Consider the following 25586-nt stretch of genomic DNA (forward strand, 5'->3'; position numbering starts at 1 on the left):
GCGGGCAGGCAGTCAGAGGGCAGCGCAACAGGAGACCCTACGCCTGGTGAGGCGCTGTGTCCACGCAGGGGGTACCGGTGCGACCGGTACCACATCCCGGGACGCGCGGACCCGGAAGCGGCCCGGCGGGGTGTGCGCCGGCACCCATGATGCCAGCCGGCCCCCGTGCGCGGGACCGCCACGCCGAAGCCCGGCACGCACGGACGACGGCATAGGAGGCTCTGCCTATGGATTCGACGCCGGAACCGTAGGCATAGCCTCCTATGCCCGGGGTGGGCCGCGGGGGTCAGCTCGTCGTGAGCAGCGTCAGCTCGCTGATCTTCCACTCGCCGTCGGTCTGCACCAGGCCGACCCGCACCGTCTGCACGCAGGACTGCGCACTCTCCGGGGTGACCTGGCACTCCGAGCCCTCGGGAGCCGGCTGGGTGCCGCTGTTCACCGACTCGACGACGTACTCGCCGAACACCACGAGGGTCGCGGTGCCCTGGGCTTCGTCGACCTGCTGCAGCCCGATGTCGAGCACCTCGTACCGGGTGGTCGCCGAGACCTGCTCGTAGGTGTCGATGATCCCGCCCTGGGTGAGGTCCCGTTCGTACTGGTCGCGCAGGTCGCCGGTGAGCGCGTCGAGCTTGCCCTGGACGCTGCCCTCGGAGTCCTCGTAGTCGTAGGCGTAGACGGCCTCGATCCCGCTGCGGGCGGCGGCGAAGACCGCCGGGTCCACGTGTGCGGGGTCCAGCCGCTGCCACAGCAGCACACCGGCACCGGCACCGGCACCGGCGAGCCCGCACAGCAGGGCGAGGACCAGTACGGCTGCCGGGGCACGCCGTCGCACCGTGCCGGCCGCCGGGGCCGCGGCCGGTCCCCCGGCGGAGGCCCCTGCCGACCGGCTCGGCCGGGCTCGGGCCGTCACCCCGGGGCGGTCGGTGCGCGGTGCGGGCGCCGGGTCGGCCGCCGGCGGCGCGACCACCGGGGGCTGCGCCACGTCCAGCGGCCCCGGTGTTACGGCCGGATCCGTGGCGGCCTCCGGGGCCACCGCCGGCCGGCCCGGCTCGGCCGTCTCGTCGCGGTCGCGCCGGCTGCCCGCGACGCGGGGCCGCGGACCGGGACGGGCGCCGACCCGCGGACGGGCTCGCGGCGTCGGCCGGGGGCGGTCGTCCGGCATGCGGTCTTCGGGGAGATCAGTCATCGCCGCCGGCTCCCGTTCCCGTGATCCCGGACAGGAGCCAGCGCCCGTCCTCCTTCGCCAGGTCCACCTGGATGCGGTAGCGCGAGATCTGCGCCTGCGGGCTCGCCGCGCTCTCCTGCGTCGACTGGATGACCATCAGGACGGTGGCGTCGTCGCCGTCGGCACGGGTGACGCCGGCCCCCACGACCTCGGTGTTCACCACGGCCTGCAGGTCGGTGATCTGCTGGCGCCGGCCGTCGAGCTCGGCCACCGACTCCTCGCGGAGGTCTCCGGTGGCGACCCGCCTGATCTGCTCGATGTCGTCGTCGAGGGTCAGGTGATCGAAGGAGGTCAGGTCGACGACGCCCGACCGCGCCGCCTGCAGCGCCTCGGCGTAGTCGTCGGTGCGGACGGCGGACTCCCCCGGCCGGGTCAGCCAGAGGAACGCGATCGCGGCGAGGAGCAGGACCAGCAGCGCGACCAGGATCGGGACGAGGGGCAGGGACAGCCGGCCGCGCGACCGGTCAGCCGCCGCGTCGCCGACAGCGCCCGGTGACCCCTCGTCGGCGCGCTCGTCACCGGGAGCCGGAGAGGCCAGGGATTCCTCCTCGGCCAGCGCACATGCGTGCGTTTCGCTCGTCACCCGGGCGATCCTCCTCGTCCTTGGCTGGTGTGGGACTGCGGCGAGCCGCAAGTCAGCCCGTAAGGGTGGCGATCGGCGTTGCGGAGAGCAGTCCGCTGACCAGGTCGGGAAGCGCCGTGGGCGGCAGCGGGCCGCCCGCTCCCACCTCGTCCTGCGGGGCGGTCGTGCCGCGGCCGCCGTCCCGGCCGATGTTCTGCGCGCCGCGGATGTTCGAGCCGTTCTCGTCGTAGTCGTCGCCCGGCTGCGGGTCGACGCCGTCGACCACCTGGCAGCGGACGGCGTCGGTGTCCACGTTCTCGACCGCGCCCCGGGTGGGCGTACTGCTGCTGGGGACGTAGCCGGACGTGCACGCGTGCGGCTCCCCGGCGTTGAGCACGAAGCCGAAGTGCGAACGGAGCACGCCGTCCTCGTCGCGGCGGACGACGGTGAACCCGCCGGTGACGGCGTCGGGGTAGGTGACGAGCATCTGCCGGACGCCGTCCAGCCGGGGGATCTGCACCCCGTTGAGGATGTCCAGGTTCCGGACCAGGGATCCCAGGCCCGGGCCGGCCTCGTCCACCACGTCCTGCAGCGACTGGCTCGCGTCGGGCGCGTTCACCACGAGGGTGCGCAGATCCGGGTCCATCGCCACCAGCGTGTCGGTGAACAGCCGCAGGTCCGACGCCCACTGGCGGATGGCGGTGCGGTTCTCCCGCTGGGTGTCCAGGACCGTCTGCGCGTCGGTGATCAGCCGGAGCGTCTCCGGCAGCGACTCCTGCGCGCGGGCCAGCAGCAGGTCGCCGTTGTCGATCAGCCGCCCGAGGTCGTCCCCGGAGCCCTCGACGGCCCGTCCTAGCTCCTCGACGACGATCCGCAGGCTCTCCGGGTCGATCGACCCGACGAGCTCGTCCAGGTTCAGCAGCATCTGCTCCACCGGCACGGGGATGCTGGTGCGCTCCTGCGGGATGACCGCCCCGTCCTCGAGGTAGGGCTCGCCGGCGCCGGTGGGCCGCAGGATGACGTACTGCTCCCCCACCGCGCTGCGGGTCGCGACCGCCGCCTCGGTGTCGGCCGGGATGGGGGCCGCGCCGGGATCGATCCGGAGGACCACCCGCACGCCGTCCTCGATGACCTGCATGTCGGTGACCCGGCCGACCTCGACACCCCGGTAGGTGACCTCGGCGTTGACGAAGATCCCCCCGGAGTCCTGGAAGTCGGCCGCCACCTCGTACCCGCCGCCCAGCAGGACCCGGTCCAGCCCGACGTAGGTGAACCCCAGGTAGGCCATGCCCATGACGGCCAGGGTGGCGAAGGCAAGCAGCTTCAGCTTGGTGCTGCGGGTGATCACGGCCCCACCTCCGGCACGGACGGCAGGCCGAGGCGGCCCACCGGCTGGTCGGCGCCGGGTACCTGCTCCAGGATCCGGCCGGGGATGCCGCCCAGCCCGGATGGCGCCTCCCCCGACGAGGTCGGCGTCATGGGAGAACCGCCGGTCCCGCCGCCGGCCTGGCCGCCGCCTTCGACGCCGCACCTGCCCTGCGTGAGCGCCTCCTCCAGCGGCAGTTCCTGCAGTGCGCCGTTCTGGTCGATGACGTACCGGCACAGCAGGTGGGTCAGATCCAGGTCCACCGTGGCGGTCATGTTGGTGAACAGGGCCACGCCGCCGGACTGGGCCTGCCGGTAGTTCAGCGCCGAGAGCGAGCTGTCCGGGAACGGATAGGTCAGCAGCAGCTCGAGCGAGTTGGCGAGGTCGGGCCCCGCGGCGGCCAGCTGGCTGAGGATCGGCTGCAGGAGCTTGAGGTCCTCCACCGTGTCGGCGGCCGACCGGTTGATGATCCGCGTCCCGACGTCGCCCAGCCGGGCCAGGCCCTCCAGCATCGACACGAGCAGGTCGCGCTGCTCGTTGATGACGTCGAGGCCCGGACCGATGGTGTCCAGGGCGTTCTCGATGGTCGCGGTGCGCTCGGCCAGGGTGGCCGACAGCTCGTCGGCGCGGTCGAGCGCGCGGTTGATCTCGGCCTTCTGGGCATCGAGGCCGCCGATGAACGTGTCGAGGTGGTCGAGGGTGTCCTTGATCTCGGTCTCCCGCCCCTCCAGCGCGTTCCCGAGCTCGCGGTGGATCGTCTGGAGCTGGGTCAGCCCGCCGCCGTTGAGCACGAGTGACAGCGCCCCGAGCAGCTCCTCCACCTCGACGTTCCGGTTGGTGCGGTCGAGCGGGATCCGGGGCGCCTCGCGCAGGCTGCCCGCCGGCTCCTGGTTCCCGGGGGGAGCCAGCTCCACGTACTTCTCGCCGAGCAGCGACGACTGCTGGATCGCCGCCACCGCGTTGGCCGGCAGTTCGACGTCGCCGTTGACCTCGACCGTCACGACGGCGGTCCAGTCCTCCTCGTTCAGCTCGATGGAGTCCACCTGCCCGACCGGCACGTCGGCGACGCGGACGCCGGACTGCGGCACGAGGTCGAGGACGTCGAGGAACTCGATCTCGACCGTGTACGGGTCGTCGCCGGTGTCGGCTCCTCCGGGCAGGTCGAACGAGTAGGCCCCCCGGAAGCCGCAGCCGCCCAGGAGCACGGTCGCCGCCGCCAGCGCGGCGGCGCGCTGCAGCCGCCGGCTCATCGGACACCCACCGGGGAGACCGGCACCAGGCCCGGCAGCAGGCTGCCGCCAACGCCCCCGCCGCCACCGACTGCACCGAGGAGGGCCTGGCGGAGCTCCTCGTAGTCGGGCTGCCCGTTGCCGTTCAGGTCGTCGAGACTGCCGTCGGCGTTCGCGTCCCCGGAGAGCAGCCGGGCGCAGATCTCCTGGGTCGCATCGCGCAGCGGCGCGGCGGGGTCGACCGGCAGCGGCAGGTCGGCCGCCAGGTCCACCCGGCCCACCTGGGCGAGGACGCCGCAGACGACCACCTCGGCGTTGAGCGAGCCGAGCCCGTTGTCCCGCGTGTCGAGGGTGCCGTAGTCGGGGTTGTAGGCCCGCGCCAGGTTGCCGAGGGCAGCCGGGGCGACGTCGAGCACCTCGGCGAGCCTGGCCCGCTGCTGCACGAGGACCAGGGTCACGTCGGCCAGCCGGTCGACGTTCGTGGTGAGCAGGGTGGTGTTGTCCCGCACGAACCCGGCGACGTCCCCCAGGGCGTCGGTGAGCAGCGCGACGGCCTCCTGCAGGTCCTGCCGCTCGCCGGCCAGCAGGTCGGCCACCGCGGCCATGTTCGCGTTGAACTGGCCGACCTGGGCGTCGATCGTGGCCAGCGCGGAGGTGAACGTCTGCAGGTTCTCCAGGGAGCCGAACAGGTCGTCGCGGTTCTCCGCCAGGGTCTCCACGGCCTGGGAGAACCCGGTGAGGGTGCGGTTCAGCGCCTCGCCGTTGCCCGCCAGGTTGGCCGCCCCGACGTCGACGAGGTCCGACAGCGCGCCGTTCCGGTTGGCGCCGTCCGGCCCCAGCGCGGCGGACAGCTCGTCGAGCGCGCCGTAGACGGCGTCGAGCTCCACCGGGATGGCGGTGCGGTCCAGCGGGATCTCCGCGCCGTCGCCCATGGTGGGGCCGCCGTCGTAGACCGGCGCCAGCTGCACGTACCGGTCGGACACCAGCGACGGCGCCAGGACGATCGCGTCCGCGTCGGCGGGGACGTCGTAGTCGTCGTCGATGCTCATCTCCACCCGGACCTTGTCGCCCAGCGGCTCGATGTCGTCGACGGTGCCGATCGGGATGCCGAGCACCCGGACCTCCGAGCCCGGGTACAGGCCGACCGTCTCGGTGAACCAGGCGGTCACCCGGTACTGGCCGGCCGGGCGCAGGACCGTCCAGCCGAGCGCGGCCAGGAGCACCAGGGCCGCAGCCAGCGCGACACCTCGCTGCAGTGCGCCGCTCATTCCTGTCCTCCCGGGATGCAGCCGGTCACGGGCGTGCTGGCCGCCGTGCAGGCGGCCGCGCCCACGACCGTGGGCAGCAGGTCGTTGACGAAGCTGTCGAACCACCGACCGTTGCCGAGCGTGTTGGTGAAGACCCGGACGAAGGGCGCGAGCTCCTTCACCGTCTGGGCCAGCGCGGCCCGGTTGCGCGACAGGATGTCGGTGACCCGGGACAGCTGCTGCAGCGCCGGGGTCAGCGCCTCGCGGTTGTCGTCGGCCAGCCCGGAGAGCTGACGGGCGAGCTCCTGGGTGCTGGTCAGGATCGAGTCGATGAGCTCGCGCCGCTCCTGCACCTCGGCGAGCAGGGTGTTGGAGTCGAGGATCAGCTGGGTGAACTCCCCGTTGCGGTCGGCGAGCACCTGGGTCACCTGGCGGGTCGCTCCCAGCAGCTCCCGCAGCTGCGCGTCGCGCGAGGCGATGGTGTCCGACAGCCTGGCCAGCCCCTGGAGCGAGGTCCGCACCTCCTCCGGGGTCTCGGCGAAGGTCTCGGCCAGGACCTCGAAGCTGGCGGCGAGCTGCGCGGTGTCCATCTTCTGCACCGTGGAGGAGAGATCGGCGAAGGCCTCCACGACGTCGTACGGCGACGCCGTCCGCTCCAGCGGGATGCGCTCCTCGGGTTCCAGTGGCTGCGAACCCCGCGGGACGAGCGCCACGTACTTGGCGCCCAGCACCGTCTCGATCTTGATCGCCGCCTCCGAGCGGTCCCCGACGAAGGCGTCCTTCACCCGGAACTCGACGGTCACCGCACCGTCCTCCAGGGCGAGGCTCTCGACCTGGCCGACCTTGACCCCGGCGACCCGCACCGGGTCGTCGGGCTGCAGGCCGGCCGCCTCGGAGAACTGGGCCTGGTAGAGGGTGCCGCCCCCGATCAGCGGCAGGGACTGCGCGTTGAAGGCGAGGAACACCAGGACGGCGATGAGGGTCAGGCTGACCGCGCCGATGGTCACCGGGTTGCGGTCCCGGAAGTTCCTGGACTGACGGGCCATCAGTTGCACCCCTCCGCGCCGCTCTCGAACTCGAACGCCCGGGCCACCGGCTGCCCGTTCGGGTCGAGCGGAGTGGCGGGCAGGGTCACGGTTCCGCCGGCCCGGCACATGAAGAAGTTGAACCAGCTGCCGTTGATGGCGGTGCGCGTCGTGAGGTCGAGCTTGGCCGGCGCGGTCTGGAGGAAGCGCTCCACGACGTCGCCGGTGTCCGCGAGGTTCCCGGCCAGGGTATCGAGGGCCTCGATGTCGGCGGTCAGCGGCGCCCGCGCGTCCTGCAGGAAGCCGCTGGTGGCCACGGCCAGCTGGTCGATGGTCTGCAGCGAGTCGAAGATGACCTCCCGGTCGCCGGCCAGGCCGGTGACGAACTGCTGCAGGCTCACCACCAGGTCCGACAGCTGCTGGTCCCGGGCCGCCAGCGTGCCCATGACGGTGGTGAGGTTGTCGATCACGCTGCCGATCACCTGGTCCCGGTCGGCGAGGCTGCTGGTCAGCGAGCCGACGTGCGCGAGCAGGCTCTCGACGGTCCCGCCCTCGCCCTGGAACACCTGGATGATCTCGAAGGACACCCGGTTCACGTCCGCCGGGGAGAGCGCCTGCAGGAGTGGCTGGAAACCGCCGAACAGCACCGTGAGGTCGAGGGCGTTCGTCGTCCGGGCCAGCGGGATGACCGCCCCCTCGTCGAGGGTCTCCCCACCCGAGCCCTCTCCTTCGGTGAGCACGATGTACCGCTGCCCCACCAGGTTCCGGTAGCGGATGGTCGCCTCGACCGCCTTCGGGAGCGGGACGCCGGCGCTGACCTCCAGTTCCACCTCGGCCACCGGACGGTCCGTGCCCTCCCCCAGGCCGATGCCGGCCACCTGGCCGACGCGCACGCCGGCGATGCGGACCTCGTCGCCCTCGACCAGCCCGGCGACGTCGGTGAACTGCGCCGTGTAGGTCAGCTGCTCGCCGTAGCCGGCGTTGGTGATGGTGGTGATGAGCACGTACGCCGCCATCATGGTGACCACCCCGAACGCCACCAGCTTCACCAGCGGCCCGCCGAGGCCGCGGAACTGGCCCTTCATCGCAGCATCACGCTCTTCCCGCGCAGGATCGGAGCCAGGGTGGCGGCGCCGAGATCGGACACGTCCTCGGGGTCGGCGCCTGTCTGGTAGGCGAGGATGCTGCGCACGAAGTCGAGCTCGGCGGTCGAGCCGGCGAGCACGTCGGGCAGCGACTGCCCCGCCTGGGTGCGCGGCACGTTGTCGGGGTTGCCGCCGTCGACGGCTCCACCGCGGTAGCACGCGGGCTCGGGTCGCTCCGCGCTCTCGGGCGACCGGACGCCGTCGTCGGGCGGGTAGGGGCAGTAGTACTCCCCCGCCTGGGCCTGGGCGATCTCGGTGTCGATGTCGTCGAGCCCCCGGCAGTCGGGCGGCGCGGCATCGGCGTAGACCGGCTGGTCGCCGGGCAGGTAGGGGTTCCGCGGCGGGAACGTGAACTGGATGTTCAGGTTGAGTGCCGGGTCGCCGTCCATCCCGAAGGTCTCGCCGATGCGGGGCACCGAACGGCTCAGGCCCTCGAGGAGGCACGGGTAGATCGGCGAGTACTCCGCGAACAGCCCCAGCACCGGACGGGACGTCTCCGCGAGGGAGATCAGGTTGCGCTCGTTCCGCTCCAGGAAGTCCGCCGTGAGGTCGGCCGAGCCGGCTCCGACCGTGAAGGTCCGGCGCAGCTGCTCGGCCTGGCCCACCACCGTCGTGTTGGTCACGGCCAGGTTGTCGAGCACGGCGAGCAGGTCGTCGGCGGCACCCTCGTAGGTCTCGGCGAAGTCGGCCAGGCCCGAGATGTCCGCCTGCAGCTCGGGGAGCACGGTGTTGATCTCCCCGAAGTAGTCCCCGGTCGCGGCCAGGTTGGCCCCGAGGGCATCCCCGCGGCCGCGCAGGGCGTCGGCCACGGCGCCGAGGGTGAAGGAGAGGTCGTCGGGGTGGACGGCCTGCAGCAGCGGCAGGGTGTCGTCGATGACCCGCTGCAGCTCGATGGCGTTGCTGGTGCGGTCCTGGCCGATGACGTCGCCGTCGGCCAGCCGCTCCCCGCCGGCGTCCTGGGGCAGCTCGAGCGAGACGTAGCGCTCGCCGAACAGCGTCTTCGGCAGCAGCCGCGCGGTCACGTCGGCCGGGATCTGGTCGAGGTGCTCCGGCTCGATGGCCAGCTCGATGGTGGCGCCCTCGGCGCTGGCCGCCACCTCCCGGACCTCCCCGACGAGAACGCCGCGGACCTTGACGTCCGAGGCCTCCTGCAGCTGGTTGCCGGCGGTGTCGGTCTCCAGCGTGACGCGGGCGACCTCCGTGAAGGCCTTGTTGTAGACCGCCACCGACAACCCCAGCAGGAGCGCCAGGACGACGAGGAAGGCCAGGCCCTGGAGCCGGATCCGGATCGTCGTGCTCATCGTTCGCTCACCCCGCGATCCGGACGGTCGTGGTCGATCCCCAGATGGCCAGGGACAGGAACAGGTCGATGATGTTGATGGCGACGATCGAGAACCGCACCGCGCGGCCGACGGCCAGTCCGACACCCGCCGGCCCACCGCTCGCGCGGTAGCCGTAGTAGCAGTGGGTCAGGATGATCACGACCGCGAACACCAGCACCTTGAGGAACGACCAGAGGACGTCCTCCGGTGGCAGGAACAGGTTGAAGTAGTGGTCGTAGGTGCCCGTGGACTGCCCGAAGGCCTGCGTCGCGATGGTGCGCGTCGCGAAGTAGCTGGTCAGCAGCCCCAGGACGTACAGCGGGATGACGGCGACGAAGCCGGCGATGATGCGGGTGGTCACGAGGAAGGGCAGCGACGGCACCCCCATGACCTCGAGTGCGTCGATCTCCTCGTTGATCCGCATGGCGCCGATCTGCGCGGTGAACCCGCAGCCGACCGTCGCCGACAGCGCCAGGCCGGCCACCAGCGGGGCGATCTCCCGGGTGTTGAAGTACGCCGAGAGGAAGCCGGTGAACGCCGACGTCCCGAGCTGGTCCAGCGCCGCGTAGCCCTGCAGCCCGACCTCGGTGCCGGTGAAGAAGGAGAGGAACGCGATGACGCCGACCGTGCCGCCGATGACGGCCAGCGCGCCGGTCCCGAAGGTCACCTCGGCGAGCAGGCGGAACGTCTCCCGCTTGTAGCGCCGCAGGGTGCGCGGCACCCAGCCCAGTGCCCGGCCGTAGAAGCCGAGCTGGTCACCGAGGTCGTCGAGGGTGTCGAGCGGGCGGCGGTAGACGGTCGTGGCGAGCCGCCGCGCACCGACCCGGACGCGGTCGACCGGAGAGAGCAGCGCCATCACTGCCCCTTCGGCGGGACGAGCTGGAAGTAGATCGCGGTGATCACGAAGTTCACCGCGAACAGCAGCAGGAACGTGATGACGACGGACTGGTTCACCGCGTCACCCACGCCCTTGGGCCCACCGCCGGCACGCAACCCCTTGTAGGAGGCCACGATGGCGGCGATCAACCCGAAGATCAGTGCCTTGATCTCGCCGGACCAGAAGTCCTCGACCTGGGCGAGCGCGCTGAACGAGGCGAGATAGGCCCCGGGCGTGCCGCCCTGGAGGATGACGTTGAAGAAGTAGCCGCCGGCGACGCCGACCACGCTGACCAGGCCGTTGAGCAGCACGGCCACCAGCATCGAGGCGAGCACCCGCGGGACGACCAGCCGCTGGATCGGGCTGATGCCGAGGACCTCCATCGCGTCGATCTCGTCGCGGATCTTGCGCGCGCCCAGGTCGGCGCAGATGGCCGATCCCCCGGCGCCGGCGATCAGCAGCGCGGTCACGATGGGACTGGCCTCGCGGAGCACCGCGAGGACGGAGGCGGACCCGGTGAAGGACTGGGCACCGAGCTGCCGGGTCAGCGAGCCGAGCTGGAGGGCGATGACCGCGCCGAAGGGGATCGCGACCAGCGCCGTCGGCAGGATGGTGACGCTGGCGACGAACCAGGTCTGCTGGATGAACTCCCGGATCTGGAAGGGCCGCCTGGGCAGCGCCTTGAGCACGTCCAGCGCGAAGGCGAACAGGTTGCCGCTGGCCGCCAGCGGCCGGGTCGGCGAGAACTTCCCGTCGAGCAGACCCGGGGCCTTCGGCCGTTCGGTGGCGGTCACACCTCGCCCCCGGACCGGGGCAGGACGGCCGTGGCGGTCGAGCCGGCGGGCATCGCGTCGGGCTCGGGGGCCCAGTGCCGGCCCGCGGAGCCCCGCGTGGGGGTGTAGACGCCGGCGTCCACCTGGGCCAGCAGGTCCTGGGGCAGCGAGGCACGGATCGCCTCGGCGGTCTGCGGGTCGAACTCGTGCAGCATGCGCGCCACCCGCTCCTGCCGCCGGCGGGCCGCCTTGCGCTCGGGCAGGCCCGGGGTGGGCTCCAGCTGCGGCGGGACGGCGTCGCCCCCGGAGGCGCCCTTGGGTCCCACCCCGTTGTGCTGGTCGCCGCCGCGGGCCTCGAGTGCGGCCATCTCGGCCTCGACCTGGGCGACGTCCTTCTCCTCGCTCATCCCGATGGGGCCCTCGCGACGGCCGTTGAGGAACTGCCGCACGACGGGCTCCTGCGAGGTGAGCAGCTGCTCGCGCGGGCCGAACATGACCAGGTTCCGGCGGAAGAGCAGTCCGAGGTTGTCCGGCACCGTCCGCGCCGTCCCGATGTCGTGCGTGACGATGAGGAAGGTGGCGTCGATCTGGGCGTTGAGGTCGACGATCAGCTGGTTGAGGTAGGCCACGCGGACCGGGTCGAGGCCGGAGTCCGGCTCGTCGAACAGGATGATCTCCGGGTCGAGGACCAGGGCACGGGCCAGGCCGGCGCGCTTGCGCATCCCGCCGGAGATCTCGCCCGGGAGCTTCCCCTCGGCGCCCTGCAGACCGACCATGTCCATCTTCTCGAGGACGATGCTGCGGATCGCCGACTCGCTCTTCCGGGTGTGCTCGCGCAACGGGAAGGCGATGTTGTCGAACAGGTTCATCGAGCCGAAGAGGGCGCCGTCCTGGAACAGCACCCCGAAGAGCTTCCGGACCTCGTAGAGCTTGAGCTCGCTCGTGCGGACGATGTCGGTCTCGTCGATGACGATGGAGCCGCGCTCGGGCTTGAGCAGCCCGACGAGCGACTTGAGGAACACCGACTTGCCGGTGCCGGAGGGGCCGAGCAGGACGGAGATCTCCCCGGGCGGCAGGGTGAGCGTGACATCGCTCCAGATGTTCTGGCTGCCGAACGACTTGGTCAGCCCCGAGACCTCGACTGCGACGCCCACGTGTCCTTCGCCTCCCGCTCCCGGCCGAGCTGCCAGTTCCCCGCCCCGCCGCACGACGGGCCCCGGCAACGCAGCAGCCTGACCTGCTCCACATCCGGAGGGTCACGCCACGCGCCACTACCAGTCAGTAACGATCACCTGCGGCGGAGGTTACGTGTGTCACGTCGGTTACGTGAGCCGGATCTCGTCCTCGGGTCAGAAACCACCCGGACATGCGACAGGGGCCGCCCTCCGGGAGGAGGACGGCCCCTGTGCGGGATGGTGCATTCCCGGCTCGGGCCGGGAGGAGGTCACGGACCGTGACCTACCCGGCGATCGAAGCCGCCGGGTGAGGGGTCACGTGCCGGTGACGTACCCGGCGATCGAGACCGCCGGGCGAGGGGTCACTTGACCGTGACGGTGGCGCCGGCGCCCTCGAGGGCGGCCTTGGCCTTCTCGGCAGCGTCCTTGGCGACCTTCTCGAGGACGGGCTTCGGCGCGTTGTCGACCAGGTCCTTGGCCTCCTTGAGGCCGAGCGAGGTCAGACCGCGCACCTCCTTGATGACCTGGATCTTCTTGTCGCCGGCCGCCTCGAGGATGACGTCGAACTCGTCCTGCTCGGCAACGGCCTCGTCGCCACCGCCGCCGCCACCGGCGGCCGGGGCGGCCGCGACGGCCACAGGAGCAGCAGCGGTGACGTCGAACGTCTCCTCGAACTGCTTCACGAAGTCGGACAGCTCGAGGAGGGTCATCTCCTTGAACGCGTCGAGCAGCTCGGCGCTGGAAAGCTTCGCCATGGTGATCTCCTTCTGGGTCAGTCGTCGCTGGCCGCGTCGGCGGCCGGCGAGTCGGTGGCCTGAGCGGCCGTGTCGGGGGTGGTGTCAGCAGCAGCTTCATCGGAGGCCGGGGCGGCCGCGGCGGGAGCCTCGGCAGCCGGTGCGTCGGCGGCCTTCTTCTCCTGCAGTGCGGCGGCCAGGCGGGCGACCTGCGACAGCGGGGCCTGGAAGAGCCCGGCGGCCTTGGTCAGGTTGCCCTTCATGGCGCCGGCCAGCTTGGCCAGGAGCACCTCACGGCTCTCGACGTCGGCGAGGCGGGTGACCTCGGCGGCGTCGACCGTGCGGCCCTCCACCACGCCGCCCTTGACGACGAGCAGCGGGTTGGCGCGCGCGAAGTCACGGATGGCCTTGGCGGCGTTCACCGGGTCACCCTCGATGAAGGCGATCGCCGTGGGGCCGGTGAGCAGCGGGGCGAGATCGGAGAAACCGATCGAGTCCGCCGCCCGCTTCGTCAGGGTGTTCTTGACGACGGCGTAGCTGCTGCCCTCACCGAGGGAACGGCGCAGCTGGGTCAGCTGCGCCACGGTCAGCCCGCGGTACTCGGTGAGCACCGCCGCACTCGAGTTCTGGAACCGCTCGGTGATCTCGTCGATCACCGCGGCCTTCGCCTGCGTGGGCATGGGCCTCCTCTCGTCTGTCGGGCGACCACCGGCCGTTGCACGACTGCGGGCGATCAACGGCCCGGGAGACGAGAACGCCCCGGCGCAGGGCGCACGGGGCGAGGGACGGGCGCACGCGCCCGTCGATCGAACCGTCCTCCTGCGCGGGTCGCCCGGATCTCCGGGACCTTCGATCGCACGCGGACGTGCGACGACCAACGGTCTTGGGGGGAACAGCGGCAACGATACGCCATACGCCGACGGCCCCGCCGCGCGGGTGCGCAGCGGGGCCGTCCTGGCTCACCTGGCGGGGTCCTGGCTCACTGTCGGCGGTGAGCCAGGACCCGGAACGACCAGGTCACCTGATCATCAGGCGGTCGGCTCGTCCGCCGTCAGGTTGCGGGTGCGGTTCGGGTCGACCGGGATGCCGGGGCCCATGGTGGTGGAGATGGTGACCTTCTTGAGGTAGCGGCCCTTGGCCGACGACGGCTTGGCGCGGAGCACCTCGTCGAGGGCCGCGGCGTAGTTCTCGACCAGCTTGGCCTCGTCGAACGACGCCTTGCCGATGACCAGGTGCAGGTTCGCCTGCTTGTCGACGCGGAAGTTGATCTTTCCGCCCTTGATGTCGTTGACGGCCTTGGTGACGTCGGGGGTCACGGTGCCGGTCTTCGGGTTCGGCATCAGGCCACGGGGGCCGAGGATGCGCGCGATCCGGCCGACCTTGGCCATCTGGTCCGGCGTCGCGATCGCGGCGTCGAAATCCAGGAAGCCGCCCTGGATGCGCTCGATCAGGTCGTCGGTGCCGACGACGTCGGCACCGGCGGCCTCGGCCTCGGCGGCCTTGTCACCGGTCGCGAAGACGATGACGCGGGCGGTCTTGCCGGTGCCGTGGGGCAGGTTGACCGTGCCGCGGACCATCTGGTCGGCCTTGCGCGGGTCGACGCCCAAGCGCATGGCCACCTCGACGGTGGCGTCGTAGGCGGTCGTCGACGTCTCCTTGGCCAGCGAGGCGGCCTGGAGCGGGCTGTACAGGTTGTCGCGGTCGACCTTCTCGGCCGCGGCGCGGAACTTCTTGCCGTGCTTCGCCATGATCTGTCCTCTCCGGATGCGGGTGCCCCGGTCGTGTGGTGCGCGGGCCGGCGACGGCCCTCCCACTCGTGACGTGCTGGAACGGCCCCTCTGCAGGGCCCCGCCGTGAGCGTGCCAACGGTGGGGGCAGAGGGGTTCTCCTACTTGACGGTGATGCCCATCGACCGGGCGGTGCCGGCGATGATCTTCTCGGCCTGCTCGAGCGAGTTGGCGTTGAGGTCGACCATCTTGGTCTGGGCGATCTCGCGGACCTGATCCCGGGTGACCGCGGCGACCTTGGTCTTGTGCGGCTCGCCCGAACCCTTCTCGACACCGGCGGCCTTGAGCAGCATGCGCGCAGCCGGCGGGGTCTTGGTGACGAAGGTGAACGACCGGTCCTCGAAGACCGAGATCTCGACCGGGACGACGTCGCCGCGCTGCGACTCGGTCGCCGCATTGTAGGCCTTGCAGAACTCCATGATGTTGACGCCGTGCTGGCCGAGCGCCGGACCCACGGGCGGCGCGGGGGTGGCCGCGCCGGCCTTGATCTGGAGCTTGATGACCGCGGTCAACCGCTTCCTGGGGGGCATGACTTCCTTCTATCCGTGGTGGATCAGCTGGTGCTCGGAACGCCGTCGAGCGCTCAGATCTTGCTGACCTGGTTGAACGACAGCTCGACGGGCGTCTCGCGGCCGAAGATGGAGACCAGCACCTGCAGCTTCTGCTGCTCGGCGTTGATCTCGTTGATGGTGGCGGGCAACGTCGCGAACGGGCCGTCCATGACGGTGACCGACTCGCCGACCTCGAAGTCGACGACGGGGGCCGGCGTGGCTGCCGCACCGCCACCGGTCGCGGCGGCGGCCTCGGTGGCCCGGGGCGCCTGCGGCGTGGTCGCCGGCACGAGGATCTTGACGACCTCGTCGAGGGTCAGGGGCGACGGCTTGGAGGTGGCGCCCACGAAGCCGGTGACGCCGGGGGTGTTGCGGACCGCGCCCCACGACTCGTCGTTGAGCTCCATGCGGACCAGCAGGTAGCCCGGCAGCACCTTGCGGTTGACCTGCGAGCGCTTGCCGTTCTTGATCTCGGTGACCTCCTCGGTGGGCACCTCGATCTGGTAGATGTAGTCCTCGACGTCCAGCGACTGGATGCGCGCCTCGAGGTTGGTCTTCACCTTGTTCTCGTAGCCCGCGTAGGAGTGCACGACGTACCAGTCGCCCGGGGCGATCCGCAGCGCCTTCTTCATCGCCTCGGCCGGGTCCTCGTCCTCCTCCTCCACCGTCAGGTCGGAGTCGGGGGCCGCAGCCGCCAGCGGATCGGTCACGAGGGTGTCAGGGTTCCCGCTCTCGATCTCGGGGGCGACGTCGGCGGCCTCGCCGTCCTCGACCAGGGGGCCGGCGGCGAGGTCGGCGGTGTCGCGGGACCCCTCGGCGGCGCCGGTCTCACCGGCACCGGTCTCGACGTCGGCGGTGCCGCGCGCCTCGAAGCGGGCGTCGTCCAGATCGATGCCTTCGACCGCGGTGTCGGTCTCGAAGGGCTCGCGGGGGTCGGTCACAGAGGTCTCTTCCTTGTCAGGGGGCGTTCAGGCGCGGACGAACGGGTCAGCCGAAGACGGCGATCACGCCTTGTGCGAAGAGCAGGTCCAGGCCGGCCACGAGCGCGACGATGAAAGCCACGAACACGATGACCACGGTGGTGTAGGTGATCAGCTCGCGGCGACCCGGCCAGATCACCTTGCGCAGTTCGGCGACGACCTCGCGCAGGAACCGCATGAGCGACCGCCGGGGCCGCATCTCCTCGGCCCGCGCCCGCTGCGCCGCGGCCCGCGACCGCGTTCCGCTGCCGTCGCGGGCGGGGCCGGCCGCCTGGCGGGCGGCGCGGCGGGTGCCGGCCACCGGCTCGTCGTCCTCGTCGTCGTCGGCGCCGGCGGTGATCCGTCCCCGGCGGCGGCCGTGCTGGTCGCCCGCACGGCCCGCGACGACCTTGTCCTCGTCGGACTCGGCCTCGCCGGCCACGTCGTCCTCCGCGGCCTCGAGCGCGGCGGCATCGTCGACGCCCGGCGTCTCAGCGTCGAGCTGCTCGTCGGTGAGGTCGGCGTCGGAGGCGCGGACGTCGTCCTCGCGGTCCGGCTTCTCGTCGCTCACTGGGCCTCGCTCGCCTCGTCGTGGTGGCCTCTCCCGCGAGGGCCGTCGGTCGTTGGTGCCGTGTCCTGCTGGCAGGGGTGACAGGACTTGAACCTGCAGCCTGCGGTTTTGGAGACCGCTGCTCTGCCAATTGAGCTACACCCCTCTGCCCTGGCGGGGCCCCGGAACGGCCGACCGCCACGGCAACGCCGGATTCCGCGAGCAGGATCCGGGGCACGCCGGTGGCGGGGTCAACTGCCCCGGTGCAGCCAGTGTACGGGACCGGCGGGGCGGGCAGCGAACGTCCCGCCGACCGGCTCCTCCAGGGTGGCTACGTGCCGGGCGCACCCCCGCCGGCGATGGGTCTTTGACACGATGGGCCCATGACCGCCGCCTCCGCCCCGGAGTCCGCCCACCCGACCGAGCCGTCACCCACCGAGCGGCGGATCTCCCGCCGCGTCGGCGCGATCGCCGAGTCCGCGACGCTCGCGGTCGACGCGAAGGCGAAGGCGCTCAAGGCGGCCGGCAAGCCGGTGATCGGGTTCGGGGCCGGCGAGCCGGACTTCCCGACGCCCGACTACATCGTGGAGGCGGCGATCGCCGCTGCCCGCACGCCGGCGATGCACCGGTACACCCCCGCGGGTGGCCTGCCGGCCCTCAAGGAGGCCATCGTCGCCAAGACGGCGCGGGACTCCGGCCTGCAGGTGACGGCCGGGCAGGTACTGGTGACCAACGGGGGCAAGCAGGCCGTCTACGAGGCGCTGGCCACCATGCTCGACCCGGGCGACGAGGTGCTCCTGCCCGCGCCCTACTGGACGACCTACCCCGAGGCGATCCAGCTGGCCGGCGGTGTCCCCGTTCCCGTCGTGGCGGACGAGCAGAGCGGCTACCTGGTCTCGGCCGCCCAGCTGGAGGCGGCACGCACGCCGCGCACCAAGGTGCTGCTCTTCTGCTCGCCGTCGAACCCGACGGGGGCGGTGTACCCGGCCGAGCAGGTCGAGGAGATCGGCCGCTGGGCCGTGGAGCACGGGCTGTGGGTGCTCACCGACGAGATCTACGAGCACCTCACCTACGGCGGGGTCACCGCCCCGTCGATGCCGGTGCTCGTGCCCGAGCTGGCCGAGCGCTGCGTGGTGGTGAACGGGGTCGCCAAGACCTACGCGATGACCGGCTGGCGGGTGGGCTGGATGATCGGCCCGGCCGACGTGGTGAAGGCCGCGACCAACCTGCAGTCGCACGCGACGTCGAACGTCGCGAACGTCTCGCAGGCAGCCGCGGTGGCCGCGCTGGCCGGCGACCTCTCGGCTGCGGCCACCATGCGGGAGGCCTTCGACCGGCGCCGGCAGACCATCGTGTCGATGCTCCGCGAGATCCCCGGCGTGGCCTGCCCCGAGCCGCAGGGCGCCTTCTACGTCTACCCGTCGGTGAAGGGCCTGCTCGGCCGGCCCATCGGCGGCCGCACCGCGGAGACCAGCGCGGAGCTGGCCGAGCTGATCCTGGAGCAGGCCGAGGTCGCCGTCGTCCCCGGTGAGGCGTTCGGCACCCCCGGGTACGTCCGGATGTCCTACGCGCTGGGGGACGACGACCTCGTCGAGGGTGTCAGCCGCATGCAGCGGCTGCTGGGCCAGGCGGGCTGAAGAAGGACCCCGTCCTCCGCACGCCTCGCACGCTCGGCGCGAACCTCGGGACGGGACCGTCACCCAGGGAGGTCGTCCTCGTCCAGCGCTCCGGCCCGGACGAGGACGTCGACCGCCGCGGGCAGCTCCGCCAGCGCCGTTCCGACGTCCTCCGGGGTCGCGATGCGCCACGCCGCCGCGTCGACGTAGCAGCGCAGTGCCTCGTCGAAGGCATCGGCCCCGGCGGCCTCCCGCGCAGCGAGCAGGGTGGCCCCGCCCTTGCCGTAGACCCGGGCGACGTACTGCTGCTGGGTGGGGAACCGGTCCATCGCCGCCCCCACGTCGCCGTGCAGGCCGGTGGCGAACCCCAGGCGCCGCGCGGACGACGGGTTCACCACGGCTTCGGCGTAGGTGGCGAACGCCTCGTCCAGCCAGGGGTCGCGGAACTGCGAGTTGCCGACCATCCCGTAGAACCACATGTGCGCCACCTCGTGCACGAGGACCTCGCGCGACGGGGTGGCCTGGAGGATCAGGCTGGGGTACTCGATCCCGCCGCCGTGGTCGGGCAGCAGGGCGACGGTGAGCGTGTCGTAGGGGAACGGGCCGAGGAACCCCTCCAGCTGGGTGATGGCGTCCGTCGTGTGCTCGAGCAGCGCCGCGGGCTCGAGCTCGGCACCCGGCAGCGTGCCGACGCGCACGTGGACACCGCCGGGCGTCGCCCATTCGGCGCTGCCGAACTCCCCCACCGCGACGGCGACGTCCCGGGCCACCGGTTCCGACGACCGCCACGTCCGACGACCGTCCCGGGGTTTCGACGGCGGCTCCTGGGCGCCCGTCATCAGCACGGTGAGCGCCGCGGGCGCCGACACCTGGACGGTCGTGTCGGCGGCGGGGCTCGTGGTGGTCTCCCCGGACAGCCCCACGAACGGGTCCCGCGCCCAGCCGACCCCCGGTTCCCAGGCCAGCAGGGGCGCCCCGCTGGCCCACCAGCTCACGCCGGTGTCGGTGCCGAACCGCTCGAACGATCCCGCCCCGAGGGTCAGCGTGAAGTCCAGCTCCACCTCGGTGGACTGCCCCGCGGCCAACTCGTCCTCGAGGTCCACGACGTACAACCCACCGGGCTCGGTCGCCCCCGCCAGCTCGTAGCGGCTCCCGGCCACGTCGGCGCCCCGCACGTCGTCCACGACGAGGCGGTGACCGGCCGCGGCGGACCCGGGCTGGTTGGGCACCAGCCGGAACACCAGCTCGTCGGTCGGGCGGTCCGGAGTGAAGGTCACCGCCTCCGTGCCGGTGACCGTGCTCAGGTCGTCCTCGAGCCGCAGGTCCAGGGCGATGCGCGGCCGGTCCGGGTCGGGCTCCGCCCGCTCGGCCGGACACGCCGGCTCCGGGTCCGGCCGCCCGGTCGACGGGGCCGCCGCCCGATCGGCGGCGAGGCCGTCGGCGAAGGAGGTGCACCCGGGCAGCAGCACCAGCAGGACGGCGGCCGCGGAGAGCCCGCGCGCCCGTGCGGTCACTGCAGGCGGACGATCGCGCGCGCCAGGGAGAGCACCTTCTCCCCCTCGGTCGTGACGGTCAGGTCCACGCGGGCCCGCCCGTCGTCGAGCAGTGCCCCGACCTTGCCGCGCACCGTCACCTCGGCGCCCTGGTCGTCGTCGGGGACGACGACCGGGCGGCCGAATCGGACGTGGTACTCGAGCAGGGCGGTCGGGTCGCCGGTCCAGGTGGTGACCGCCCGGGCGGCGACGCCCATGGTGAGCATGCCGTGGGCGATGACGCCCGGCAGGCCGACGGAGGTCGCCACCCGGTCGCTCCAGTGGATCGGGTTGAAGTCACCGGAGGCGCCCGCGTACCGGACGAGGTCCGCGCGGGTGAGCCGGGTGACGAACGCGGGCAGTTCGGTGCCGACGGCGACGTCGGACGGACGCTCGGTCACGGGACATCCCCTCCGCCGCGGGCGACGAGCATCGAGACGGCCGTGCACACGGCCTCGCCGTCCTCGGTGGCCAGCTCCACCCGGGCGGTCAGCAGGTCGTTGCCGGCCACGCTCCGCGCGGCGTCGATGGTCGTGGTGGCGACCAGCCGGTCGCCGGCCCGGATCGGGCGGTGGTGGGTGAACTTCTGCTCGCCGTGCACCACCCGGCTGTAGTCGAGCCCCACCTCGGGATCGCCGAGCACCACGAAGGCCGCCTCCAGGCTGACCACGATGGCGAACGTGGGCGGCGCCACCACGTCGGGGTGGCCCGCGGCGTGGGCGGCCGCCGGGTCGCGGTGCACCGGGTCGTCCGCGCCGACCGCGGCGGCGAACTCGGCGATCTTCGCGCGGCCGACCTCGTAGACGGCAGAGGGCGGGTAGCTGCGCCCGACCAGTTCCCGGTCCAGCGTCATGCTCCCGCCCTCGCTCAGCAGCCGTCGACCGTCAGCGGGTCTCGCGGTGCAGCGTGTGCTTGCGCTCGCGCGGGCAGTACTTCTTCAGCTCGAGCCGGTCGGGGTCGTTCCGCCGGTTCTTGCGGGTGATGTAGTTCCGGTTCTTGCACTCCTGGCAGGCCAGGGTGATCTTCGGACGGACGTCGGTGGCTGCCACAGGAGCGCTCCTAGCCTTGTCGGACAGGCCCCGGAACCGGGACCTGGTGCCGCGCCGGCAGGTGCCGACACGATGACGGACCCGGAACTGCCGGGTCCGTCGGGAGTAGCGGTGACCGGACTTGAACCGGTGACACAGCGATTATGAGCCGCTTGCTCTACCAGGCTGAGCTACACCGCCGGGACGACCGTGCGGCCCGGTCTCGCGACAGGACCGGCCGGTCAGCTTACTGCCAGAGCCCCTTTACGGAATCGAACCGTAGACCTTCTCCTTACCATGGAGACGCTCTGCCGACTGAGCTAAAGGGGCGTGCTCGGAAGCAGAGAAAACTCTACCAAGCCGCTCGTGGCGACCGGCGGACCCCTCCGGACCGTGCGCGACGACTGTAACAGCCGCCTCGGTCGGCCCCGTCCAGCGGCTCACCCCGAGCCTGCGAAGGGCGAGGAGGACGCCGGTCCTTCGTCAGGTCCGGACGAACAGCCGGCGGTGGATGGCCCCGGGTGCGGCTGATCGGACGCCCGTACGCGCCAGCAGCCACTTGTCCAGCCGGTCCTCGGGCAGCGGCCGGCTGATCAGGAAGCCCTGCAGCTTGTCGCAACCCATGGCCGTCAGCTGGTTGCGCGTCATCTCGTCCTCGACACCCTCGGCGACCACGCACAGCCCGAGGTTGTGCGCCAGCTCGATGATCGAGCGGGCGATGAAGGACTCCCCCTGACTGGTCGCCATGGTGAGCACGAAGGACTTGTCGATCTTCACTTCGTCGATCGGCAGCTGCCGCAGCTGGGACAGCGACGAGTAGCCGGTGCCGAAGTCGTCCATCGACAACCGCAGGCCGAGGTCGTGGAGGTGCTCCAGGACCGAGCTCTCGCGCACCTGGTCGTCGACGACGCTGCTCTCGGTGAGCTCCAGCACGAGCAGCTCGCCCGGGACGCGGTGGCGCTCCAGGGCCGAGCGCACGCGGTCGACGAGGTCGGGATCGGCCAGCGAGCGGGCCGAGACGTTCACCGCGACCGAGAGCGCGATCCCCTGGTCCAGCCAGCGGCGGCAGCGGGCCAGCGCGAGGTCCAGGACGTGGTCGGTGAGGGCCCCGATCCGGCCGATCTGCTCCGCGAGACCGATCACGTCCTCCGGCGGCACGGCGCCGTACCGCGGATGCGTCCAGCGGACCAGCGTCTCCACCGACACGATGTCGGAGCTCTGGGCGTCGATGACCGGCTGGAAGACCACCCCGATCTGACCGTCGGCCATGGCCTGCTCCAGCTCGGTGCCCAGCTGGAGGCGGCGCAGGCTCTGCTGGTCCATGACCGGGTGGTAGCTGGCCACCCCGCCGGAGTCGCCGGCGGCGAGCAGGGCGACGTCCGCCCGCTGCATGAGGGCACCGGCATGGGTGCCGTGCACCGGTGCGGCGACGACGCCGATGGTCAGCGAGACCTCGAGGTCCAGGCCGGCGACCCGGACCCGCGTGGCGGCGGCCTCGCGCAGCCGCCGCGCGGCCCGCTCGGTCTCGTCCAGGGAGAGGCCCGGCAGCAGCACGGCGAACTGCTCGCGCTCCATCCGTGCGAGCAGGGCGCGCGGCGGAGCGTGCTCGCGCAGCAGCCCGGCGGTGACCAGCAGCAGCTCGTCACTGGCCGCGTGACCCAGGGTGTCGGTGACGTCGGCGTAGGTGCCGAGGGAGGCGAGGATCAGCCCGGCACGGGCATCGGCCGGGTCGGCGGAGAGCAGCTGGTCGATCTCGGCGGCCAGCCGCTGCCGGTTGGGCAGGCCGGTCAGCCGGTCGTGGTCGGCGTCGAAGCGGATCCGGGTGAGCAGCTGCTGCTGCCGGATCGCGGCGTTGACGTGGGTGAGCATCGAGTCCAGCGCACCGCGCTCGCTGGTGCCGAAGGTGACCAGGTCGCTGCGGCGGTCGCAGACCTCCAGATACCCGGGTTCACCGGCCGCCGTGGTCACCGGTGCACCCAGCACGTCGGAGACGCCGCGGCGGGCCAGTGCCGCGACCTCGGACTCGTCGGCTCGGGCGGCGCAGACCTGGATGACCCCGTCGGTGGAGAGGACCGCCCGGCGGCGCAGCGGGTCGTCGGGATCCCCTGGCCCGTCGTACCAGTGGGCACCGCTCTCGGTGGCGACGACGAGCCGCGGGCCTTCGTCCAGGTAGGGCGGCAGCCACAGGGCCACGCGCTCGGCGTTGAGCAGCTCTCGCACGGCCTGCACGATCTGGCGGGTGCCGGCCTCGTCGGGCCGCACCTCCTCCACCCGGCGGGCGAACTCGTAGACCTGCTGGAGCGAGTTGCCCTCACGGGTGACCGCCGCGAACCGCCGGTAGAGCAGGACGAGAGCCACGGCGAGCGGGGCGATGATCACCCACGACCACGGGGCCGCGTGCAGGAGGAGCAGGATCGCCAGGCCGATCAGCACGGCGACCGGCGAGACGACGACCACGGGGACGAGCAGGCTGGTCCACAGCGCGCGCCCGGAGTAGCCCTGCGTCATGACGATGGCCCCGGCCACCATCACAGCGGCGACGGCGTTCGCCGCGAACACCGCCACCAGGCACGAGACCCACGTCCAGGGGTCGGTCACGTCGCCGACCGGCAGCAGTCCGAGCACGAAGACGGCCACGGCGGTGTCGATGATCGCGACGGCCACGTTGAAGACCAGCTTGGCCCGCGAGAACCGCTGGATGCCGAGCACGACACCGACCGCCGCGGCACGCGTGACCGCGGTCCACACACCGCCGATCTCCAGCAGCGCGATGACGAACACCAGCTCGCTGGCCGAGTTCACGAAGCTCTGATGCCGGAACTCGATGTGGACGTTCACCCACTCCGCGACCACCGCGGTCAGGAACACCGCGAGCAGCACCGGCACGTCCACGGAGAGCGGGCCGCGCTCGACGACCGCCACACCCAGCGGCACCGCGAGCGCCAGCGCGAGCACGGCGACGCCCCAGGGGCTACGGGTCGTCACCGGTGGGCGCGCAGGCTCGCGCACGTCCTGCTCGGGCACCTGCACTGGACTCCCCGGATCGATGGGCGGGCGAAGGCTAACAGCGACCTCGGTCACCGCGACCTCTTCGGACCTCGGAGAAAGGACCCGTCCGCACATGCCATCGGCACGACGAGCCTCGGACATGAGTCGGGGCAGCCACTCCTGTGAGTGGCTGCCCCGGTGGCTCGACCGTCGTCGAGCGTGGTCACGAGGTGCTGCGACCCCACTTCACACCGCGGCCCCACTTCACACCGCGACCCCACTTCACGCCCCGGGCCGACTGTGCGTCACGCTGCATGCTGCTGTTCATGGCGACTCCCTCTGAGCACGACTGATTGGCTGTAGCGGCAGCCATCCACGCGCGGGGGCAGAGCGTCGTCGAATACGGACCGCGCGGGAGACATTCCTTCCCGTCACGGGTCGCGGCAAGCACCGGCACGATGACGCGCCGTCACAGTCGCCGAGTCGTGACCAAGTGCAACTCTGATCACACCATCAGTCACCCCGGGCCGTGTCGCGAGAACCCGGCGACCTCCGACCCTTGCCGCGAGCGTCGGGAGGCCGGAGACCGACCGGCGCGGTCGCCGTCCACAGGCGGCCCCGTGCACCGCCGGGTCGGGTGAACCGCTGTCCACACTGTCCACAGATCGTGTCCACAGGTGGTGGACGACCGGCGGGCTGTGCTTACGGTCCCGGCATGCGCCCCGCCCTGGACGATCGTGAACGCGGTTCGACGCTGCCGTTCGTCCTGGTCTGCTGGCTGGTCGCCGCCCTCATGGCCTTCGGCGGGATCGCGGCGTCCGACGCCTTCCTGGAACAGCAGGAGGTGCAGTCGGTCTGCGACAGCGCCGCGCTGGCCGCCGCGAACCAGGCCGACGAGGCGGTCGTCTACTCCCGGGGCGTCGGCACCGAGCTACCCCTCACCCGCGCGGCGGCCCAGGCAGCGGTCGCCGACCAGCTCGCCGACGGCGGGACCCGGCTGGACAGCTGGTCCGCCGAGACCGACGGCGCCGAGGTGACCGTGCGCTGCACCCGGCACGTCGAGATCGCGTTCGGCTGGCTGTTCGTGGGCGGCCAGCCACTCGAGCGCACCGCCGTCTCCAGCGCGCGGGCACCCACGCTGCCCTGATCCGCACCGGGAACGGCGACGGCCCCCGACCGCAGGTCGGGGGCCGTCGCACCAGGCGTGGCGGGTGAAGGATTCGAACCTTCGTAGGCTAAGCCGACGGATTTACAGTCCGCTCCCATTGGCCACTCGGGCAACCCGCCGTGTTCGGTACCGGGAGAGAGTAACAAGAGGACGGATCCACGGGTGACGGGTCCCCGGCGACGCGACCGGCGCGCCGGGACCGTCCGGCAGGAGAGGACAGACATGGCCGACGCATCCTTCGACGTCGTGAGCAAGGTCGACCGGCAGGAGGTCGACAACGCCCTCAACCAGGCGGCCAAGGAGCTCTCGCAGCGCTTCGACTTCCGCGGCACCAACGCCACCATCGCCTGGGCCGGCGAGGAGGGCGTGACCCTCCAGGCGGACACCGAGGAGCGGGTCGCGGCCGCGCTCGAGGTGTTCAAGGAGAAGCTGGTCAAGCGCGGCATCTCGCTCAAGGTCCTGGACGCCGGCGAGCCGCAGGCCTCGGGGAAGAGCTACAAGATCGGCGCGAAGATCAAGCAGGGCATCGAGTCCGACACCGCGAAGAAGATCGCCAAGCTGATCCGTGACGAGGGCCCCAAGGGAGTCCAGGCGCAGATCCAGGGCGACCAGCTCCGGGTGAGCGGGAAGAAGCGCGACGACCTGCAGGCGGTGCAGCAGCTGCTGCGCGGCGCGGACCTCGACGTCGCCCTGCAGTTCGACAACTATCGCTGACCAGCCATATACC

General features: G+C 71.9%; 24 protein-coding genes, 4 tRNA genes and 1 pseudogene. 3 read left to right on the top strand and 26 right to left on the bottom strand.

Annotated elements, in window-relative coordinates; all coding sequences use genetic code 11:
- Nucleotides 1-286 precede the first annotated feature (286 nt).
- The 18 genes and pseudogenes from BLASA_RS19730 to BLASA_RS19815 form a co-directional block, all read right to left on the bottom strand.
- Nucleotides 287-1186 carry a hypothetical protein gene (locus tag BLASA_RS19730; RefSeq protein WP_166486600.1) on the bottom strand — a complete coding sequence of 300 codons (900 nt, stop codon included), beginning with the start codon at nt 1184-1186 and terminating at the stop codon, nt 287-289.
- Nucleotides 1179-1808 carry a hypothetical protein gene (locus tag BLASA_RS19735; RefSeq protein ID WP_014378004.1) on the bottom strand — a complete coding sequence of 210 codons (630 nt, stop codon included), beginning with the start codon at nt 1806-1808 and terminating at the stop codon, nt 1179-1181. The genes BLASA_RS19730 and BLASA_RS19735 overlap by 8 nt, the downstream gene beginning before the upstream one ends.
- A 52-nt stretch (nt 1809-1860) precedes the next feature.
- The gene (locus BLASA_RS19740; protein ID WP_014378005.1) at nt 1861-3135 is read right to left on the bottom strand and encodes an MlaD family protein; all 1275 of its coding nucleotides are present in this window, start codon (nt 3133-3135) and stop codon (nt 1861-1863) included.
- Entirely contained in the window at nt 3132-4403 is a 1272-nt protein-coding gene (locus tag BLASA_RS19745) for an MCE family protein (RefSeq protein WP_014378006.1), read from the bottom strand. Before BLASA_RS19745 ends, BLASA_RS19740 begins: the two co-directional genes overlap by 4 nt.
- Nucleotides 4400-5650: an MCE family protein gene (locus BLASA_RS19750; protein ID WP_014378007.1), complete on the bottom strand. Its 1251-nt coding sequence runs from the start codon at nt 5648-5650 to the stop codon at nt 4400-4402. The genes BLASA_RS19745 and BLASA_RS19750 overlap by 4 nt, the downstream gene beginning before the upstream one ends.
- A complete protein-coding gene (locus BLASA_RS19755) occupies nt 5647-6675 on the bottom strand; it encodes an MCE family protein (protein ID WP_014378008.1) in 1029 nt (342 codons plus the stop codon). The genes BLASA_RS19750 and BLASA_RS19755 overlap by 4 nt, the downstream gene beginning before the upstream one ends.
- Complete coding sequence (locus BLASA_RS19760; protein WP_014378009.1) at nt 6675-7739, bottom strand: MCE family protein; 1065 nt, start codon at nt 7737-7739, stop codon at nt 6675-6677. The genes BLASA_RS19755 and BLASA_RS19760 overlap by 1 nt, the downstream gene beginning before the upstream one ends.
- On the bottom strand, nt 7736-9100 hold the full coding sequence (locus BLASA_RS19765; RefSeq protein WP_014378010.1) for an MCE family protein: 1365 nt from the start codon (nt 9098-9100) through the stop codon (nt 7736-7738). Before BLASA_RS19765 ends, BLASA_RS19760 begins: the two co-directional genes overlap by 4 nt.
- Nucleotides 9101-9107: 7 nt before the next feature.
- On the bottom strand, nt 9108-9977 hold the full coding sequence (locus BLASA_RS19770; RefSeq protein ID WP_014378011.1) for an MlaE family ABC transporter permease: 870 nt from the start codon (nt 9975-9977) through the stop codon (nt 9108-9110).
- Nucleotides 9977-10759: an MlaE family ABC transporter permease gene (locus BLASA_RS19775; protein ID WP_051005232.1), complete on the bottom strand. Its 783-nt coding sequence runs from the start codon at nt 10757-10759 to the stop codon at nt 9977-9979. The genes BLASA_RS19770 and BLASA_RS19775 overlap by 1 nt, the downstream gene beginning before the upstream one ends.
- Before the next feature lie 29 nt (nt 10760-10788).
- Nucleotides 10789-11925: an ABC transporter ATP-binding protein gene (locus BLASA_RS19780; protein WP_014378013.1), complete on the bottom strand. Its 1137-nt coding sequence runs from the start codon at nt 11923-11925 to the stop codon at nt 10789-10791.
- Between the two features lie 383 nt (nt 11926-12308).
- Complete coding sequence (gene rplL, locus BLASA_RS19785; RefSeq protein ID WP_014378015.1) at nt 12309-12701, bottom strand: 50S ribosomal protein L7/L12; 393 nt, start codon at nt 12699-12701, stop codon at nt 12309-12311.
- Between the two features lie 134 nt (nt 12702-12835).
- Nucleotides 12836-13360: pseudogene (rplJ, locus tag BLASA_RS19790) on the bottom strand (50S ribosomal protein L10); the annotation flags it as partial.
- A 348-nt stretch (nt 13361-13708) separates the two neighbouring features.
- Entirely contained in the window at nt 13709-14428 is a 720-nt protein-coding gene (gene rplA / locus BLASA_RS19795; protein ID WP_014378017.1) for a 50S ribosomal protein L1, read from the bottom strand.
- A 140-nt stretch (nt 14429-14568) separates the two neighbouring features.
- Nucleotides 14569-14997: a 50S ribosomal protein L11 gene (gene rplK, locus BLASA_RS19800; RefSeq protein ID WP_014378018.1), complete on the bottom strand. Its 429-nt coding sequence runs from the start codon at nt 14995-14997 to the stop codon at nt 14569-14571.
- A gap of 53 nt (nt 14998-15050) precedes the next feature.
- Nucleotides 15051-15959: a transcription termination/antitermination protein NusG gene (gene nusG / locus BLASA_RS19805; RefSeq protein ID WP_014378019.1), complete on the bottom strand. Its 909-nt coding sequence runs from the start codon at nt 15957-15959 to the stop codon at nt 15051-15053.
- 46 nt (nt 15960-16005) lie between these two features.
- Nucleotides 16006-16548: a preprotein translocase subunit SecE gene (secE, locus tag BLASA_RS24400; protein ID WP_014378020.1), complete on the bottom strand. Its 543-nt coding sequence runs from the start codon at nt 16546-16548 to the stop codon at nt 16006-16008.
- 69 nt (nt 16549-16617) lie between these two features.
- Nucleotides 16618-16693: transfer RNA gene (locus tag BLASA_RS19815), tRNA-Trp, on the bottom strand.
- 217 nt (nt 16694-16910) lie between these two features.
- Here BLASA_RS19815 and BLASA_RS19820 point away from each other — a divergent pair.
- Nucleotides 16911-18164 carry a pyridoxal phosphate-dependent aminotransferase gene (locus BLASA_RS19820; RefSeq protein ID WP_014378022.1) on the top strand — a complete coding sequence of 418 codons (1254 nt, stop codon included), beginning with the start codon at nt 16911-16913 and terminating at the stop codon, nt 18162-18164.
- Nucleotides 18165-18223: 59 nt separating this feature from the next.
- On the opposite strand, the gene BLASA_RS19825 is transcribed toward BLASA_RS19820, so the two are convergent.
- The 7 genes from BLASA_RS19825 to BLASA_RS19855 form a co-directional block, all read right to left on the bottom strand.
- Nucleotides 18224-19657 carry a M1 family aminopeptidase gene (locus BLASA_RS19825; protein WP_014378023.1) on the bottom strand — a complete coding sequence of 478 codons (1434 nt, stop codon included), beginning with the start codon at nt 19655-19657 and terminating at the stop codon, nt 18224-18226.
- Nucleotides 19654-20076 carry a MaoC family dehydratase gene (locus BLASA_RS19830; RefSeq protein ID WP_014378024.1) on the bottom strand — a complete coding sequence of 141 codons (423 nt, stop codon included), beginning with the start codon at nt 20074-20076 and terminating at the stop codon, nt 19654-19656. The genes BLASA_RS19825 and BLASA_RS19830 overlap by 4 nt, the downstream gene beginning before the upstream one ends.
- Nucleotides 20073-20528 carry an FAS1-like dehydratase domain-containing protein gene (locus BLASA_RS19835; RefSeq protein WP_014378025.1) on the bottom strand — a complete coding sequence of 152 codons (456 nt, stop codon included), beginning with the start codon at nt 20526-20528 and terminating at the stop codon, nt 20073-20075. The genes BLASA_RS19830 and BLASA_RS19835 overlap by 4 nt, the downstream gene beginning before the upstream one ends.
- A gap of 31 nt (nt 20529-20559) precedes the next feature.
- A complete protein-coding gene (rpmG, locus tag BLASA_RS19840) occupies nt 20560-20724 on the bottom strand; it encodes a 50S ribosomal protein L33 (protein ID WP_014378026.1) in 165 nt (54 codons plus the stop codon).
- A gap of 106 nt (nt 20725-20830) precedes the next feature.
- Nucleotides 20831-20904 (bottom strand) — tRNA-Met (locus tag BLASA_RS19845).
- 56 nt (nt 20905-20960) lie between these two features.
- A tRNA-Thr gene (locus BLASA_RS19850) sits at nt 20961-21033 on the bottom strand.
- Between the two features lie 153 nt (nt 21034-21186).
- Nucleotides 21187-23727 (bottom strand): putative bifunctional diguanylate cyclase/phosphodiesterase, encoded by a 2541-nt coding sequence (locus BLASA_RS19855; RefSeq protein ID WP_231839500.1) that lies wholly within the window; start codon nt 23725-23727, stop codon nt 21187-21189.
- Between the two features lie 679 nt (nt 23728-24406).
- Here BLASA_RS19855 and BLASA_RS19860 point away from each other — a divergent pair.
- Complete coding sequence (locus BLASA_RS19860) at nt 24407-24838, top strand: pilus assembly protein TadG-related protein (protein WP_014378029.1); 432 nt, start codon at nt 24407-24409, stop codon at nt 24836-24838.
- A gap of 58 nt (nt 24839-24896) precedes the next feature.
- On the opposite strand, the gene BLASA_RS19865 is transcribed toward BLASA_RS19860, so the two are convergent.
- A tRNA-Tyr gene (locus tag BLASA_RS19865) sits at nt 24897-24978 on the bottom strand.
- Nucleotides 24979-25081: 103 nt separating this feature from the next.
- Here BLASA_RS19865 and BLASA_RS19870 point away from each other — a divergent pair.
- Entirely contained in the window at nt 25082-25573 is a 492-nt protein-coding gene (locus BLASA_RS19870; protein WP_014378030.1) for a YajQ family cyclic di-GMP-binding protein, read from the top strand.
- Nucleotides 25574-25586: the final 13 nt, after the last annotated feature.

Origin of the sequence: Blastococcus saxobsidens DD2 (assembly GCF_000284015.1) — a bacterium.
GTDB lineage: Bacteria > Actinomycetota > Actinomycetes > Mycobacteriales > Geodermatophilaceae > Blastococcus > Blastococcus saxobsidens_A.

What these genes read in the sequence shown, in the direction of transcription:
- BLASA_RS19730 (WP_166486600.1), bottom strand. Translation starts at nt 1,186, where the DNA reads ATGACTGATCTCCCCGAAGACCGCATGCCGGACGACCGCCCCCGGCCG.
- BLASA_RS19745 (WP_014378006.1), bottom strand. Translation starts at nt 4,403, where the DNA reads ATGAGCCGGCGGCTGCAGCGCGCCGCCGCGCTGGCGGCGGCGACCGTG.
- BLASA_RS19750 (WP_014378007.1), bottom strand. Translation starts at nt 5,650, where the DNA reads ATGAGCGGCGCACTGCAGCGAGGTGTCGCGCTGGCTGCGGCCCTGGTG.
- BLASA_RS19755 (WP_014378008.1), bottom strand. Translation starts at nt 6,675, where the DNA reads ATGGCCCGTCAGTCCAGGAACTTCCGGGACCGCAACCCGGTGACCATC.
- BLASA_RS19760 (WP_014378009.1), bottom strand. Translation starts at nt 7,739, where the DNA reads ATGAAGGGCCAGTTCCGCGGCCTCGGCGGGCCGCTGGTGAAGCTGGTG.
- BLASA_RS19765 (WP_014378010.1), bottom strand. Translation starts at nt 9,100, where the DNA reads ATGAGCACGACGATCCGGATCCGGCTCCAGGGCCTGGCCTTCCTCGTC.
- BLASA_RS19770 (WP_014378011.1), bottom strand. Translation starts at nt 9,977, where the DNA reads ATGGCGCTGCTCTCTCCGGTCGACCGCGTCCGGGTCGGTGCGCGGCGG.
- rplL (WP_014378015.1), bottom strand. Translation starts at nt 12,701, where the DNA reads ATGGCGAAGCTTTCCAGCGCCGAGCTGCTCGACGCGTTCAAGGAGATG.
- rplA (WP_014378017.1), bottom strand. Translation starts at nt 14,428, where the DNA reads ATGGCGAAGCACGGCAAGAAGTTCCGCGCCGCGGCCGAGAAGGTCGAC.
- rplK (WP_014378018.1), bottom strand. Translation starts at nt 14,997, where the DNA reads ATGCCCCCCAGGAAGCGGTTGACCGCGGTCATCAAGCTCCAGATCAAG.
- BLASA_RS19820 (WP_014378022.1), top strand. Translation starts at nt 16,911, where the DNA reads ATGACCGCCGCCTCCGCCCCGGAGTCCGCCCACCCGACCGAGCCGTCA.
- BLASA_RS19835 (WP_014378025.1), bottom strand. Translation starts at nt 20,528, where the DNA reads ATGACGCTGGACCGGGAACTGGTCGGGCGCAGCTACCCGCCCTCTGCC.
- BLASA_RS19860 (WP_014378029.1), top strand. Translation starts at nt 24,407, where the DNA reads ATGCGCCCCGCCCTGGACGATCGTGAACGCGGTTCGACGCTGCCGTTC.
- BLASA_RS19870 (WP_014378030.1), top strand. Translation starts at nt 25,082, where the DNA reads ATGGCCGACGCATCCTTCGACGTCGTGAGCAAGGTCGACCGGCAGGAG.